This window comes from Mesorhizobium sp. M0815, from assembly GCF_040319995.1.
In the GTDB taxonomy this organism is placed as follows: Bacteria; Pseudomonadota; Alphaproteobacteria; order Rhizobiales; family Rhizobiaceae; genus Mesorhizobium.
The window spans coordinates 20,663-33,483 of sequence record NZ_JAMYOU010000006.1 but is presented as its reverse complement, the minus strand read 5'-3'; the positions used below and the strand labels follow the sequence as shown (position 1 = coordinate 33,483).

The window sequence follows — 12,821 nt, the reverse complement described above, 5'->3', positions numbered from 1 at the left end:
GAAATCCACGTTCGTTTCGTTACGCATCCTCGGGCTTCGCCCTGCGGGCGCGTGGGAATTTCCAAGAACAAGCTGGTCGACAAGGCCAAGAACTGATCGCAATTTCATTGTCGATCAAGAAAGCCGGCGGAGCGATCCGCCGGCCTTTTTGCGTTGATTTCTCAGCAGGCGCGCTATTCCCGCTGTCGTGGTATGCGTGTGCAGGGCATGGCACAAAATGGCCAAGGGGGTGAGCGTTGGAACTCAAATTTCTGTTGGTCGGGTTTGCCGGCGCGGTTGCCGGCATGCTGTCCCTCGTCACCTTGCTGAAGTGGTGGGAGGTGAGGGCGGTCAGCCGCTGGTCTCCGACGCAGGGAAAGATCATCTCGTCGCGGGTCGAGGCTCGCGAGGTGACCAGTTCGGGATCCGGTTCGGACAGCAGAGGGTCGACCGAGATGCGCAACTTCCCGGCGATCACCTTCGAATACAAGGTGAACGGCAAGAAGTTTCGCAGTTCGCACTACAGCGTGCAGGAGAACCTTGGAAACTTTGCGGTGGCGGAAACCCTTGCGAAATTTCCAAACGGGGCCGGCGTAACCGTCTTCTACAATCCGGCCGATCCAGCCAAGGCCGTGATCGAACGCACCATGCCCGACGGTTCCTTCAAATTCATGGTCCAGCTTTCGGCCGGGTTGGTGGTCGGCGCGCTGGTATTGGTCTTCTCCGTTGGCGGCGTCCTGGAAGCGATCCGGCCGTTTTTGCCCAAGCCGCAGAACCTCGGCGCCGCGGCCCTGCTGCTTTTCATGGGATTGTTTGTCCTGCGCATGGGCTTTGCCCAGAAGTCACTTGCGGAACAGGCGGCCAAGTGGCCCATCACGGCAGGACGCATCGACGCCTCGGGCCTGCAGAAAGTCGAGACCCGCGACAGGTCCGGAGGCGGCTATCGGCCTTGGCACACAGTTTTCAAATCCCGCATCGTCTACAGCTATAGCGTTGCCGGCCAGCGCTACGCCGCCGATCGCATCGCTTTCGGCGCAAACGTGACGGCGTCGCTGCCGAGCCTCGTCAGCGGTCAATCGCAGCGCTACCTCGAGGGCGACAAGGTCGAGGTCTACTACGATCCCGCCAATCCGGCTGCAGCCGTTCTCGAATGCAGGGTGCGTGGGCTTTGGCTACTGTGGATCTGCGCCGCTGGCTTCCTTGGTGGAGCCGCGCTTCTGGTAGGCGTAATCTGAAGCTGCTGTTCTAGATGCTGCATATCCAGCGGAAGAAGGCACCTGTCGTCAGCATCTGACAAGAACTCCGCTGTCGAAGCCAGGCCAGGTCAATCTCACCGTCGTGCCATTGCCAACGATATGGACGAGACGCGAGAACGGCTCTTCGATCGTGGGATCAGAACCGTAGCATTGGCTGGCCCGCGCCACCCAGCCCGTGGATATCTTGCGAAACGTTGCGTGTTCGCAGCCGAAAGCAGGAACCGACAGTGCCTCAGGGTACAATGTGTAAACAGTCTGGCGTTGAACATCCGCGACGGCGGTACAGTTCGATCTGTCCCGGGACCATGTGCCCACATAGGGTTCCGTGGCAAAGGCGCTGCCGCACGAAAATGTTAAGATCGAAATGAGCATCAAGAGATTTCGCATCATCGATTTCTTTCTTTCGACCGGGCCTCGGGCCATGCTAAAGCATCGATGCTTAAACTTCACAATGCTGCTGCTCCAGGGACTCAAATGATCATCCGCAAAGCAGCAGCTATTTTTCTGAGCATGCTGAGCCTGTTGCAAGCAGCGAACGCGACAGAATGTTCGCTAAGCCACGCGACCTATCGCGAGCCGCGTTCGGGAGCGACGATACAGTTCCGGCCCATCGACCGCGAACCGGCCGCGCTGACGACAGAGGTCTTTTCGCTGATCGTGCCCAATACCCCCATTCGCCTGCCATCGGACATCACCTGGACCAATGGCAAGTACTCGTTTCCTGTGGGGACGATTCGGCACACCTGCAACGACGACGATCGTGAGGCGGGTCTCGAGGACGGCACCGGGCTGTGCAGAGTGTGGGATGGGCAGGTCTATGCGTTCAACGCAGGCGGTGCCGAGCAGTTGAGCTCTCGCGAAGCCTCGCCGGCACCGACAGGGTTGCTGTTGCCTGACTTCGGCGCGATGTTGACCGAATGGCCCGATTTCGCCAAAGCCAATCCCGATGGCTCGGCCTGGGATGCCTTTACCTTGACGGGTTGCAGCGATGAATAGCAAGAGACTGCCGGCCTGCATCTGCGCCCTGCCGGTCCTTCTGGCCATGGCCATCGGGGCGCGTGCCGACCAAAGCAAGCCGTCGCGTCCGCCTGTCGACAAATGCACCTGGGAACGGCTGGCGGACAGAGATGTCGGGCTGGCTGCCTGGGTACAGCGCTGCGATTTCGGATTCCGCCAGATCCATTTCGAGCTTGGCGGCAATGCTCTTGCCATCAAATACAGCGATGGCGGGCCGGCCGATCCCGTCGTCGAAGTCTTCGATATGCTGCCGGGCGAGGCCGCTGGCGCCGCGTTGCAGCGAATATACTCGCAGAAGACCGAGAAGGCTGTCAGCACACGTTGCGTGCTCATGCCTTACACCGAAGGGGTCACGCCCACGGGCACCCTGCGGTATGTCTTCAGTCCCGATGCCGTTTATCTCAGTGAATTGAAAGCCGTTGCAGACCCTGACGAGGTCGGCGAACCGCCATGCGGCGAATGGGGCGAAGCCCCGGACGGCATTCAGTATTTCGAGGTACAATCACCCGAGCTGCGAAAGCTTCTGTTCATTCGCGTTGGCCAGGAGGAGCCGCTGTTTGACGAGCAGACACTGCAAGTCCTGCCACCCGGATAGGGCCGGGAACCTCAACCGTAGTGCCAGCTGGGCTTTGGTTCGGTGCCGGTGAACATCACCCCAATTCGGTCCTCGCGGCGCCAGCGGACCTCCGCCTTGTAGGCAATGCCGTCGGTTGGAACGTAGAGCAGGAACTCATCGGGCACGCGCGCGTCGATCGAGACCTTCAATTCGGCACCGCCGGCATGCATGTTGCGCAGCGTGCATGTGACCTCGGAGTTGGTCATGCCGGTCAGGATCGCCGCGCCCTTCAAGACGCGCTGCCGGCGTTTGTCCCTCTGTTCGTCCTCGGCCATCGTACGCAATCCAGCGATCTTTCGCGTCTCGGGCGTTCTGATCGGGAGGATTATTAGACCTGGCTGATAAAAATAGCGTTATCGCTGGTGGAGGCTGGACGATTTTCGCGATTCCTGGCTGAAAGAAAAAGGCGCCGCGAAGCACGGCGCCGAATGATGCTTGTTGTCGGCCTGCTCAGCTATAGGGCGAATAGCATTGCTGGCGCGGGCCGTTGTAGGGCTGGAACGTGTTGTCCCAGGCGCGGTACGACCGGTAGCGATTGTAACACCATTGGACATGCGCGCTGGACAGCCGCTGTGTCCGGTAATAGCGCCGCGGTGGCGGCGCGTCGTAGTAGTTGTAGTTGTTGTACAGGCTGCCAAGGCCGAGCCCCAGGCCCAAGCCAAGAATCGCGGCGCCCGCACCACCATCATCATAGTAGCCGCCACGGTAATGGCGGCGATGATGGCGCCTACGCCAGCTGTCGTCCCAGCCGCCATTGTCCCAGTGTCTCGAAAAATGACGGCCGCGGAAATTGTTGGACCGCCATCTCCAATCATTGTCGCCGTGCCATTGCCGAAAGCCGCGATGGCGCCAACGCCAGATCTGCCTGTCGTTGCCGCCTGCCCAATCTTCACGAATTTGCACGATGTCGGCGGCATTGCCCGCCACCGGCAGCAGGGGTTTGGGCATCGGCCCGGCAAGCGAGGGGGCCGAGAGGCCGGCTATCAGACCGAGGGCCATCAGCCCGGATCTGACGGAAGATAAAAAGAGCGGTTTCATCGCACTCTCCTAAGATTCAGGCCCCACGCCCAGAATACCCAGGGAAGAGCCCATTCATGGAACTTTCCATCTGAACGGAGGATGAACAAAAAAGGTTCCATCAACCATGACGAGCGCGCGGTCAATCGGGGCCGCCTGGGTTCTACGCCCTTGTTTTCGAGCGCGCTTGCGGGCAAAGGTCAAAGCCATGTCGCTGCGCCTTGCCACATTCAACGTCGAAAACCTGATGAACAGGTTTGATTATTCCGGATACCGCAATCAGCTCAACGAAGATCGCACGCTGGCGCTTTTCGACATCCAGAGCGAGGCCGAATACAAGATGCTCGAGCAGGCGCGGGCGATCGCGCAGTCTGACGACACGCGGCAGTTGACGGCACTGGCGATCGCGGCCACCCGCGCCGACATCATCTGCATGCAGGAGGTCGACAATATCGAGGCGCTGAGGGCCTTCGAATATGGCTATCTGTTCAAGATGGTGGGGCAAGGCTACCGGCAGAAATACACCACCGCCGGCAATGATTCGCGCGGCATTGACGTCGCCGTGATGATGCGCAACGAGACCGCGCAGGGCCAGCCGATCGAATTCGTGCGTATGACCAGCTACGCCTATGTCACGTTCGAGCAATTCGGGCTGCACACGGCGGAATTGGCAGCGCTTGGACATCAGGCCAATGAACGCATCTTCCGGCGCGACTGCCTGGAAATCGATCTGACGGTGGCTGGCGCGCCGTTGACACTCTATCTCGTGCATTTCAAGTCGATGGGCTCTCCCCGCAACGGCCTCGACGGCCGTGAAGCAACAATGCCGCTGCGCATCGCCGAGGCGCAAGCGGTGCGGCGGATCATTGAGGAGCGCTTCGGCAAGGACCATGCCGCCGACAAACGCTGGGCAATCTGCGGCGACATGAACGACTACCGGCAGCGCGTGAAGATTACCGGCGATGCCGTCGACGGCTATCGCTTCGAGGTCATCGACGAGACCCGGTCCTGCATCGACGTGCTCACTGCCGGCGGTTTTTGCGAAAACGCGGTCGAGCGGCGGCCGGAAATGGATCGCTGGACTTTCTATCACACGCGCGGACCGGAAGAGCGGCATCTCTGCCAGCTCGACTACATCCTTTTGTCGAGGGCGCTAGCCAGGCAGAACGCCACCGCCGTTCCCGATATCATCCGCAACGGCCAGCCCTGGCGGACCATATTTCCGGCGGGCCAGGAGGTCGAGCGCTTTCCACGCGCCGGGTGGGACCGGCCCAAGGCATCCGACCATTGCCCGGTAGCAATTGCCCTCGACATGGCGTGAGACACGCGTGAGTTTCGACCTGCCGCGCAACGTCATCCTGCCGGTCGATGCCATCGACGTCAGGCTCGATCCCGGCCCACATCCGTTCGAGCGCGATAATGCCGAGGCGATCGCCGCAAACTGGCGGCGTGAGACCGCAGCCAAGCCGGCGCTTTTTGACGGCACCGTGGTGCTGCTTTCCGCTCTCAGCTATCGCGACAATCGCCTCGTCGGCCGCTGCCATGCGGTGCGTTATTCGACCTTCATGCTTTGGCGCAGCAATAGGCAGGTGCCTGGCGCCGAACATGCCTACGCGCACGCCATGCTGGTCGCCGGCGACAACGCGTTGGTGGCGATCCGCATGGCGCCGCATACGGTCAATGCCGGGCGCGTCTACTTCGCCGCCGGTTCGTTCGAGCCAACCGATTTCCACGACGGCCTTGTCGACGTCGACTTCAACATGATCCGCGAGGTGCGGGAAGAGACCGGCCTCGACCTATCAGGCGCGGCACGCGGCAGGCACCATTACGCCCTGTCGACGGCAAGCGGCACGGTGATTTTTCGCCGCTACCGCGAGACGGCCTCCGCCGACGACCTGGCACAGCGGATCAGCGCTTTCGTCGCCGCCGAGTCAGAGCCTGAAATCGAAGGCCCCGTCATCATCCGCAATGCCGCCGATCTGCCGGACGGGCTGATGCCGCATATGAGACCGCTGATCGAATGGCACTTTGCGAGCGAGCAAGGCTTCCGACTCTAACGTCGTAGCCTGCCTTCAATAGCCTTGCGGTCGTTGCGGGCGGCGACAAAATACAACAGCACGCCGAGACCCAGGAGCGCCCCCATCGCCGTTCCCATCGTCTGCCCAATTACCTGCTGGAAGTCAGCGGTGACGCGATCGGGATTCTCCATCCCATAAAGGATCAAATTCCACCAAAGCCCTGCCAAGGCGGCTTCGACGATCACAATCGCCAGAGCCAGTCGCGCTTTCTTGCTCATCCATTGTTCCCCCTTAGTCCCCAACAGCATTGTTATCATTGCAGAATGTGCTGCGACAAGGGCAGGTTGCATAAAAAATCGGCAGCGTCTGGAGGCGACACTTGCTGCAACGCCTACTCATGTCTCAGCGCGTCGATCGGGTTAAGCCGCGCGCCGCGCAGCGCCGGGAAGAAGCCGAACACCATTCCGATCAGCGCGGAGAAGCCGACCGCAAGCAGGATGACCGCCGGGCTTGGCGCAAACGGGATCGTCAGCGTCAGCGAGGCAAGGCCGGCAAGCGCCAGGCCGATCAGGATGCCGATGATGCCGCCAAGCAGCGACAGCACGGTTGCCTCGACCAGGAACTGGATGAGGATATGCTTTTCGTGGGCGCCGATGGCGAGCCTGATGCCGATCTCGCGCGTGCGCTCGGTTACCGACACCAGCATGATGTTCATGATGCCGATGCCGCCGACGAGCAGGCTGACGCCGGCGACGGCGCCGAGCATGCCAGTCATGGTGGTGGTCGCGCTGGCCATGGCATCGGCGATCTGGGTCATGTCGCGGATCGAGAAATCATCGTCACGGTCGGGCGTGATGCGGCGTGTGTCGCGCAAGATGTCCTCGACGCGCTGCTGCAGCACCGTGGTCAGCGTACGGTCGTCGGCGGCGACATAGATCGAGTCGATGTCGCGATTACCGGCAATGCGACGCTGATAGGCGGCAAGCGGCATCAGCACGACATTGTCCTGGTCCTGGCCGAAGCCGGTATAGCCCTTCGGTTCGAGCAGGCCGATGATCTTGCAGGAGGTGCGGTTGACGCGGATGATCTCGCCTTCGGGATCGCCGGCGCCGAAGAACTGCTGGCGCACCGTCTCGCCGACGAGGCAGACGCCGGTGCCGGAGCGGGTTTCCGAATCGCTGAAGGGGCGGCCCGAGACCAGCTTCCAGTCGCGGGCATCGAGATAGGCGCTGTCGGTGCCGGTGACGCCCGAGGTCAGGCTTTCGGTGCCGAAAATGACGCGCACCTGCTTTTGCGACGCCGGCGAGATGGCGCGCGCGCCGTCCAGGTGCGCGACAAGCGCGGCGAAGTCCTTGTCGGCAAGAGGCCGGACCACCTGGTCGAGCCCTCCCGGGCCGCCGGGTCCGGCCGGCCGGCCGGAACGAATGACGAGCAGGTTGCTGCCGAGCTTGGAAATGTCGGACTTGACCTTCTCGGTGGTGCCCGAGCCGATGGTCAGCATGGCGATAACGGCGGCGACGCCGATGACGATGCCGAGCAGTGTCAGGAACGAGCGCAGCACGTTGCGGCGGATGGAGCGGAGCGAGAGGCGAACGGTTTCCCAGATCATGGCTAGGCCATCTCGAGATTGGCTGTGTCCGAGGCGACATGGCCATCGAGGAAACGGATCGTGCGCTGCGCACAGCCGGCAACATCGGCTTCGTGCGTGACCATCGCGATGGTCAGACCGAGCTCGGTATTCAACTGCGTCAGGAGCTCCATGATCTCGTGCGTGCGGGCGGTGTCGAGATTGCCGGTCGGTTCGTCGGCGACGAGCAGCGTCGGCCTGGTGACGATGGCGCGCGCGATCGCCACGCGCTGCTGCTGGCCGCCGGACAGCTCGGCCGGCGTATGATGCTCGCGGCCGATAAGGCCGACCTCGGCAAGTGCCTGCATGGCCAGGCCGCGGCGCTCGCGGGCACCGACGCCGCGATAGATCAGCGGCAGTTCGACATTCTCGGCCGCCGTGGTGCGCGGCAACAGATTATAGCCCTGGAAAACGAAGCCGACATAAAGATTGCGCAGCTGAGCACGGCGGTTGCGGTCGAGACGGCCGGCGTCGATGCCTTCGAAGCTGTAGGTCCCGGCCGTCGGCGTGTCGAGGCAGCCAATGATGTTCATGGCCGTCGATTTGCCCGAGCCGGACGGGCCCATGATGGCGACGAATTCGCCGCGCCTGATGGCGAGGTCGACGCCGGCCAGCGCATGCACCCGGGCTTCGCCCTGGCCATAGCTTTTGCAGACCTTGTCGAAGCCGATGAGGGTCGCGCCGGATGCCACGATCAGCTCCTCTGCTGCGAGGCGGTAATGACTTGCGCGCCTTCCTCGAGGCCGGAAACGATCTCGGTCAGTTCGCCATCTGTCGAGCCGACCTTGACGTTGACCGGATGCGGCCGCCCATTCTCCAGCACGTAGAGCGTGCGCGAGCCGTCGGTGGGCTTCGTCGCCGCCTGGCGCTGGCGGTTGCCTCCGGGGCGTCCCATGCGGCCAGTGAACAGGTCGGTGAGGCTCCAACCGCGCTCCGCCGTCTGCGCCGGCCGGTAGCGGAAGGCGATGGACGGCACGGTTAGCACGTTTTTGGCCTGCTTGGTGACGACCGAGACGGTGGCGGTCATGCCGGGCCGCAACAGAAGCTCGCTGTTGTCGACATCCAGCCTTGCATCGTAAGTGACGACGCCGTCGGTAGTGACCGAGGCATAGGAAATGTCGCGGATTTCGGCGTCGAATGGCCGTTCAGGGAACGCATCGACGGTGAAGCGCGCATGCTGGCCGGGTTTGACGGCGCCGATGTCGGCCTCGTCGACCGCAGCCTTCAGCTCCATGTTCTTCAGATCCGCTGCGATGACGAACAGCACCGGCGCCTGCAGCGACGAGGCGACCGTCTGGCCGGGGTCGACCGAGCGCGTCAATATGATGCCGTCGATGGGAGCGTAGATGGTGCTCTTGGCAAGATCCGTCTGCTGCGCCTTGAGATCGGCATTGGCCATGGCGAGGTTGGCTCTGGCGATATCGAGCGCCGCCTTCGAGCGGTCGCGCGTGGCGGTTGCCGCTTCAAGCGACTGGTCCGTCGCCATGCCGCGCTTGGTCAATTGCGCCGCGCGCACCAGGCCCTTTTCGTTTTCGGCCAGGGTCACGGTGGCGTCCTCGACGCTCGCCGCCGCCGCCTTGGCGGAGGCCTGGGCGCGCTCGATCTGGACCTCCAGCTTGGCAGTGTCGAGCGCGGCCAGCACATCGCCCTTCTTCACCAGCTGGTTCTCGTTGACCGAGACCGAGCGGACGACGCCGGAGAGTTCGCTGGAAATATCGACCTGGGTGAGGGGCTGCAGCGTGCCAGTAGCCGAAACCGCGACGGTAAGATCGGCCATGGCAGCCAGTGTCGTGGTATACTCGATCTTGGCGGGCGAGCCCGCGTACCACTCATAGCCGGCAAAAGCCGCGGCGACGGCAAGCAGTGCGAACACTGCGTAAAGCCAACCGCGACGGCGTTTTGTCTTCAAGCCCTGGTGGTCAAGCCCGAGCGCCGTCTCGATGGCGGAAGTGGAATCCGTCTTTGGCAGATTGACAATCTGGTCCACGCCGGACCCCTATGTTCAGTGATGTCCCATCAGTGCACAAATCAGGCCTAATGGTTCAAAATTCAAATTAAATTTCGCTCATGTTGGGAATGAGGCAGAGGACTTACTGAAATGCAGAAGCGGAATTACTTGCTTTACGACGTATTCACCACCACCCGGCTGGCCGGCAATCCGCTGGCCGTGGTACTCGACTGCGACGGGCTGGACGTTGCGGCGATGCAGGCGGTGGCGCGCGAGTTCAACCTGTCCGAAACCGTCTTCGTGCTGCCGCCCGACAACCCGAAGCACCGGGCCCGCATCCGAATCTTCACGCCTGACTATGAAATGCCGTTCGCCGGCCACCCAACTGTCGGCTCGGCGATAGCGCTCGCCGAAATGGCGGGAGAGGCCGCCGGCATCTTCGTGCTCGAGGAGAATATCGGCCCGGTGCGCTGCGCTGTCAGCAAGCACGATGGTTCGACCTTCGCCGAGTTCGACCTGGCAAAACTGCCGGCGCAGCTGGAATTGTCGGCCGATCCCGAGGCGATCGGTGCGGCCCTTGGCCTTGGGCCGCACGAGATCGGCTTCGAGAACCACCGCGTTTCATTTTGGTCGGCTGGAGTGCCTTACGTGACCATCCCCGTCGCCAATCTAGAGGCGGCTGCCCGGATCAGGCTGGACAACCAGGCGTGGACGGAACTGGCGCCGCGCAAGAGCGAATGGGCCTTCGCCAGCCCCTATGTGTATTGCCGCGAGACGGTGCACCACGACAGCGCCTTCCATGTCCGCATGGTCGTACCCGGCAACCCTTCCTACGAAGACCCGGCGACCGGCTCGGCGGCCGCCGCCTTCGCCGGCGCGATCATGCATTTCGACCGGCCGACGGATGGTGCGTCGCAGCTGTGGATCGAGCAAGGGCTGGAGATGGGCCGGCCGTCGCGCATTCGCCTCGAACTGAATGTCGAAGGCGGCAAACTGGCAGCCGCCCGCATCGGCGGCCATGCGGTCAAGGTGGCGGAAGGCAAGCTGTTTGTCTGATCCTACCTTACGCTTCGTCTTCCTAGGGCGGAGCAGGAGCGAAGCGACTCGCGAAGACTCTGGGATCCATGCCGTGACCGGACGGCAACGCGCGGACGGTGCAAGCTGGACTTCAACTAGCCGCCGTCTTTCTGCTCATTTGCGGACGGATGCTAATCCGCGTCGCTGCGTTCTTCGACGACTGTCACGGCACGGGTCCCAGGGTCTGCGCTCCGCTTCGCGTTCGCTCCGCCCAGGGATGACGAGACCCCCGGTGCGATTTGTCGGGAAATGAATCCGGCAGGGCTGGACATGGCGGATGTCGGCGGCTATATGCCCGCCAACGCCGGTTTTGCCGGCCGAGTGGGTGCGTAGCTCAGTTGGTAGAGCAGCTGACTCTTAATCAGCGGGTCCACAGTTCAATCCTGTGCGCACCCACCAAATTTTTCAGAAAATTGGTGGAAAGACCTAGAAAGCGGGATGTTTCGCCGCTGTCGGGTGGCCGCATTTATGCAACCGCTATTGGATAGTTGGCCGCAGACAGCTGAGGATCGCCCGCACTATGGCCAAGACGCCGTCGACGGCATCGAAGTTTGTCCTGCTTTTACCGACGGTCCATTTAAGGTCGGGTGCTTCGGGCAAACGGAGGTCCTGACAGACAAACCAGCCTGAAAGCATAAAGAGGTCTAGATGTCTCGGATCGCCTTCCGAATAGTAAGGAAATTGGAAGAACAATCTTACGGGGCCACCGTATGCTAGCTTGAAAGTCATCGAGAATCTAATATCATGACCAAATTTGTCTTCGAAGATTCCGCTAAAACTAAGGTCTCGGGCATCGTATTGATGCCATTGCGTCGATAGCCCCAAAGAACTCCAAGCCTTAAGGGTATGGGCTTTCAGCTCCTTGCGATTAGGGAATTTTGCCTCTTCAGGGTTATAGGGAGTAGGCGGATCGACATAGTCCGTCTCGGTTCTCCACTCCTCCGCAGCGCTGCGAAGATCTTCGAAAATCTGAACGATTTTCGGATTTGTCTGCTCGCCGGAAAAAATTGAAATTCGCCATTGAGAAATCATCTCGCACAGTTCTTCGACCGTATGGCCGGATCGCTCTGCCCAATCCGCCGTGGCCAGTATCCACGGCGAATTGTATTTCAACCCAGCAAAAGCTCCGCTCTTGCTGTCGAAATCTTCGATAATCCGAGCAAGAATATCGCGAAGCCCCTGTTTGGGGTTTCCGAAATGTTGCGAGGGTTCGTTCATCGACGCAGCCCAAACTTTGCGAGCGTTTACGTCTCCGAAACACCAGCCTCAGCAAAGCTTGCCATGCGGGCGTGGCATTCGAGCGCTGAACGAACAATGTTGACGGCGAGGCAGGCGCCGGAGCCTTCGCCGAGCCGCATGCCGAGATCAAGCAGCGGCGGCAGGCCGAGCGCTTCGAGCAGGCGGCGATGGCCGGATTCGGCGGAGACGTGGGCAGCGAGTGTGTGGGCGAGGCCTGCCGGGTGCAGTTTCGCCAGGGGTGCGGCGGCGGCGGTGCAGACGAAGCCGTCGAGCAGCACCGGCACACCAAGACGGCGAGCGGCGAGCGTTGCGCCGAAGATGGCGGCGAGTTCGCGCCCGCCAAGCGTGGCTGCGATCTGCAGGGGATCAGTGAGAGCCTCGGCGTGGCGCTTGAGGCCGGCCTCGATGGCGACGATCTTGCGCACAAGGCCGGCATCATCGACGCCGGTGCCGCGCCCGGTCCATCTTTCCGCGCCGCCGCCGAACAGCGCGGTTGAGATGGCCGCCGCCGGGGTGGTGTTGCCGATGCCCATTTCACCGAAGCAGACGAGGTCGAGATCCTTGCTGACCGCGTCGTAGCCCGCGGAGACAGCGGCGAGGAAGGCCTCGTCATTCATTGCGGGTCCTTGGGTGAAATCGCCGGTCGGACGGTCGAGGTCGAGCGGGATGACGTCGAGTTCGGCACCGGCAATGCGGGCAAGCTGGTTGATGGCGGCGCCGCCGCCGGCGAAATTCGCCACCATCTGCACGGTGACTTCCGAGGGGAAGGCCGACACGCCCTGTGCGGTGACGCCGTGATTGCCGGCGAAGACGAAGACCTTGACGCGGTCGAGTTTTGGCATGTCGCGGCCCTGCCAGCGCGCCAGCCAGGCGGCTATCGCCTCCAGCCGGCCGAGGCTGCCTTGCGGCTTGGTCAGGGTGTCCTGGCGGTGGGCGACGGCATTGGCCGCGGCGTCGCTGCCATTGGGCAGGTCGAGGCAGGCGGCGCGCAGTTCATCGAGCGATTTGAAAGGCATGGGGGCAAAAT

At 62.1% G+C, this 12,821-nt stretch carries 14 protein-coding genes and 1 tRNA gene; 7 read left to right on the top strand and 8 right to left on the bottom strand.

The genetic code is table 11. From position 1 onward, the window contains the following. Nucleotides 1-236: 236 nt before the first annotated feature. From NKI01_RS09455 to NKI01_RS09445, 3 genes are all read left to right on the top strand, one after another. On the top strand, nt 237-1,214 hold the full coding sequence (locus NKI01_RS09455; RefSeq protein ID WP_352483017.1) for a DUF3592 domain-containing protein: 978 nt from the start codon (nt 237-239) through the stop codon (nt 1,212-1,214). A 495-nt stretch (nt 1,215-1,709) separates the two neighbouring features. Further along, nucleotides 1,710-2,231, top strand: a complete 522-nt coding sequence (locus tag NKI01_RS09450) for a hypothetical protein (protein ID WP_352844452.1) — start codon at nt 1,710-1,712, stop codon at nt 2,229-2,231. Continuing rightward, nucleotides 2,224-2,847, top strand: coding sequence for a hypothetical protein (locus NKI01_RS09445; RefSeq protein ID WP_352788440.1), 624 nt, complete (start codon nt 2,224-2,226; stop codon nt 2,845-2,847). Before NKI01_RS09450 ends, NKI01_RS09445 begins: the two co-directional genes overlap by 8 nt. A gap of 11 nt (nt 2,848-2,858) precedes the next feature. Here NKI01_RS09445 and NKI01_RS09440 read toward each other — a convergent pair whose 3' ends face one another. Together NKI01_RS09440 and NKI01_RS09435 are read right to left on the bottom strand one after the other, a co-directional pair. Next, entirely contained in the window at nt 2,859-3,143 is a 285-nt protein-coding gene (locus NKI01_RS09440) for a PilZ domain-containing protein (RefSeq protein ID WP_352483022.1), read from the bottom strand. A gap of 175 nt (nt 3,144-3,318) precedes the next feature. Continuing rightward, the gene (locus NKI01_RS09435; protein WP_352483023.1) at nt 3,319-3,906 is read right to left on the bottom strand and encodes a BA14K family protein; all 588 of its coding nucleotides are present in this window, start codon (nt 3,904-3,906) and stop codon (nt 3,319-3,321) included. A 187-nt stretch (nt 3,907-4,093) separates the two neighbouring features. Between NKI01_RS09435 and NKI01_RS09430 the strand changes: the two genes are divergently transcribed. Both NKI01_RS09430 and NKI01_RS09425 read left to right on the top strand, forming a co-directional pair. Then, the gene (locus tag NKI01_RS09430) at nt 4,094-5,206 is read left to right on the top strand and encodes an endonuclease/exonuclease/phosphatase family protein (RefSeq protein WP_023720773.1); all 1,113 of its coding nucleotides are present in this window, start codon (nt 4,094-4,096) and stop codon (nt 5,204-5,206) included. 7 nt (nt 5,207-5,213) lie between these two features. Beyond that, complete coding sequence (locus tag NKI01_RS09425; RefSeq protein WP_023720772.1) at nt 5,214-5,942, top strand: hypothetical protein; 729 nt, start codon at nt 5,214-5,216, stop codon at nt 5,940-5,942. Here NKI01_RS09425 and NKI01_RS09420 read toward each other — a convergent pair. The 4 genes from NKI01_RS09420 to NKI01_RS09405 all read right to left on the bottom strand — a co-directional run bounded on the left by NKI01_RS09420 (nt 5,939) and on the right by NKI01_RS09405 (nt 9,517). Continuing rightward, nucleotides 5,939-6,181: a hypothetical protein gene (locus tag NKI01_RS09420; protein WP_023720771.1), complete on the bottom strand. Its 243-nt coding sequence runs from the start codon at nt 6,179-6,181 to the stop codon at nt 5,939-5,941. The two genes, NKI01_RS09425 and NKI01_RS09420, sit on opposite strands and share 4 nt — an antisense overlap. Before the next feature lie 113 nt (nt 6,182-6,294). Further along, nucleotides 6,295-7,512, bottom strand: a complete 1,218-nt coding sequence (locus NKI01_RS09415; RefSeq protein WP_352495191.1) for an ABC transporter permease — start codon at nt 7,510-7,512, stop codon at nt 6,295-6,297. A gap of 2 nt (nt 7,513-7,514) precedes the next feature. Continuing rightward, nucleotides 7,515-8,222 (bottom strand): ABC transporter ATP-binding protein, encoded by a 708-nt coding sequence (locus NKI01_RS09410; protein WP_352495192.1) that lies wholly within the window; start codon nt 8,220-8,222, stop codon nt 7,515-7,517. A gap of 2 nt (nt 8,223-8,224) precedes the next feature. Continuing rightward, nucleotides 8,225-9,517, bottom strand: coding sequence for an efflux RND transporter periplasmic adaptor subunit (locus tag NKI01_RS09405; protein WP_352639666.1), 1,293 nt, complete (start codon nt 9,515-9,517; stop codon nt 8,225-8,227). Nucleotides 9,518-9,628: 111 nt separating this feature from the next. On the opposite strand from NKI01_RS09405, the gene NKI01_RS09400 reads away from it, so the two are divergent. Both NKI01_RS09400 and NKI01_RS09395 read left to right on the top strand, forming a co-directional pair. Next, on the top strand, nt 9,629-10,534 hold the full coding sequence (locus tag NKI01_RS09400; RefSeq protein ID WP_352788435.1) for a PhzF family phenazine biosynthesis protein: 906 nt from the start codon (nt 9,629-9,631) through the stop codon (nt 10,532-10,534). Nucleotides 10,535-10,878: 344 nt separating this feature from the next. Beyond that, nucleotides 10,879-10,954 (top strand) — tRNA-Lys (locus NKI01_RS09395). A 78-nt stretch (nt 10,955-11,032) separates the two neighbouring features. Here the strand turns inward: NKI01_RS09395 and NKI01_RS09390 are convergent. Then, nucleotides 11,033-11,773: a hypothetical protein gene (locus NKI01_RS09390; RefSeq protein ID WP_023720767.1), complete on the bottom strand. Its 741-nt coding sequence runs from the start codon at nt 11,771-11,773 to the stop codon at nt 11,033-11,035. 26 nt (nt 11,774-11,799) lie between these two features. Continuing rightward, complete coding sequence (gene cobT, locus NKI01_RS09385) at nt 11,800-12,810, bottom strand: nicotinate-nucleotide--dimethylbenzimidazole phosphoribosyltransferase (protein WP_023720766.1); 1,011 nt, start codon at nt 12,808-12,810, stop codon at nt 11,800-11,802. Nucleotides 12,811-12,821 lie beyond the last annotated feature (11 nt).

What these genes read in the sequence shown, in the direction of transcription:
- NKI01_RS09400 (WP_352788435.1), top strand. Translation starts at nt 9,629, where the DNA reads ATGCAGAAGCGGAATTACTTGCTTTACGACGTATTCACCACCACCCGG.
- NKI01_RS09415 (WP_352495191.1), bottom strand. Translation starts at nt 7,512, where the DNA reads ATGATCTGGGAAACCGTTCGCCTCTCGCTCCGCTCCATCCGCCGCAAC.
- NKI01_RS09440 (WP_352483022.1), bottom strand. Translation starts at nt 3,143, where the DNA reads ATGGCCGAGGACGAACAGAGGGACAAACGCCGGCAGCGCGTCTTGAAG.
- NKI01_RS09390 (WP_023720767.1), bottom strand. Translation starts at nt 11,773, where the DNA reads ATGAACGAACCCTCGCAACATTTCGGAAACCCCAAACAGGGGCTTCGC.
- NKI01_RS09445 (WP_352788440.1), top strand. Translation starts at nt 2,224, where the DNA reads ATGAATAGCAAGAGACTGCCGGCCTGCATCTGCGCCCTGCCGGTCCTT.
- NKI01_RS09450 (WP_352844452.1), top strand. Translation starts at nt 1,710, where the DNA reads ATGATCATCCGCAAAGCAGCAGCTATTTTTCTGAGCATGCTGAGCCTG.
- NKI01_RS09435 (WP_352483023.1), bottom strand. Translation starts at nt 3,906, where the DNA reads ATGAAACCGCTCTTTTTATCTTCCGTCAGATCCGGGCTGATGGCCCTC.
- cobT (WP_023720766.1), bottom strand. Translation starts at nt 12,810, where the DNA reads ATGCCTTTCAAATCGCTCGATGAACTGCGCGCCGCCTGCCTCGACCTG.
- NKI01_RS09420 (WP_023720771.1), bottom strand. Translation starts at nt 6,181, where the DNA reads ATGAGCAAGAAAGCGCGACTGGCTCTGGCGATTGTGATCGTCGAAGCC.
- NKI01_RS09430 (WP_023720773.1), top strand. Translation starts at nt 4,094, where the DNA reads ATGTCGCTGCGCCTTGCCACATTCAACGTCGAAAACCTGATGAACAGG.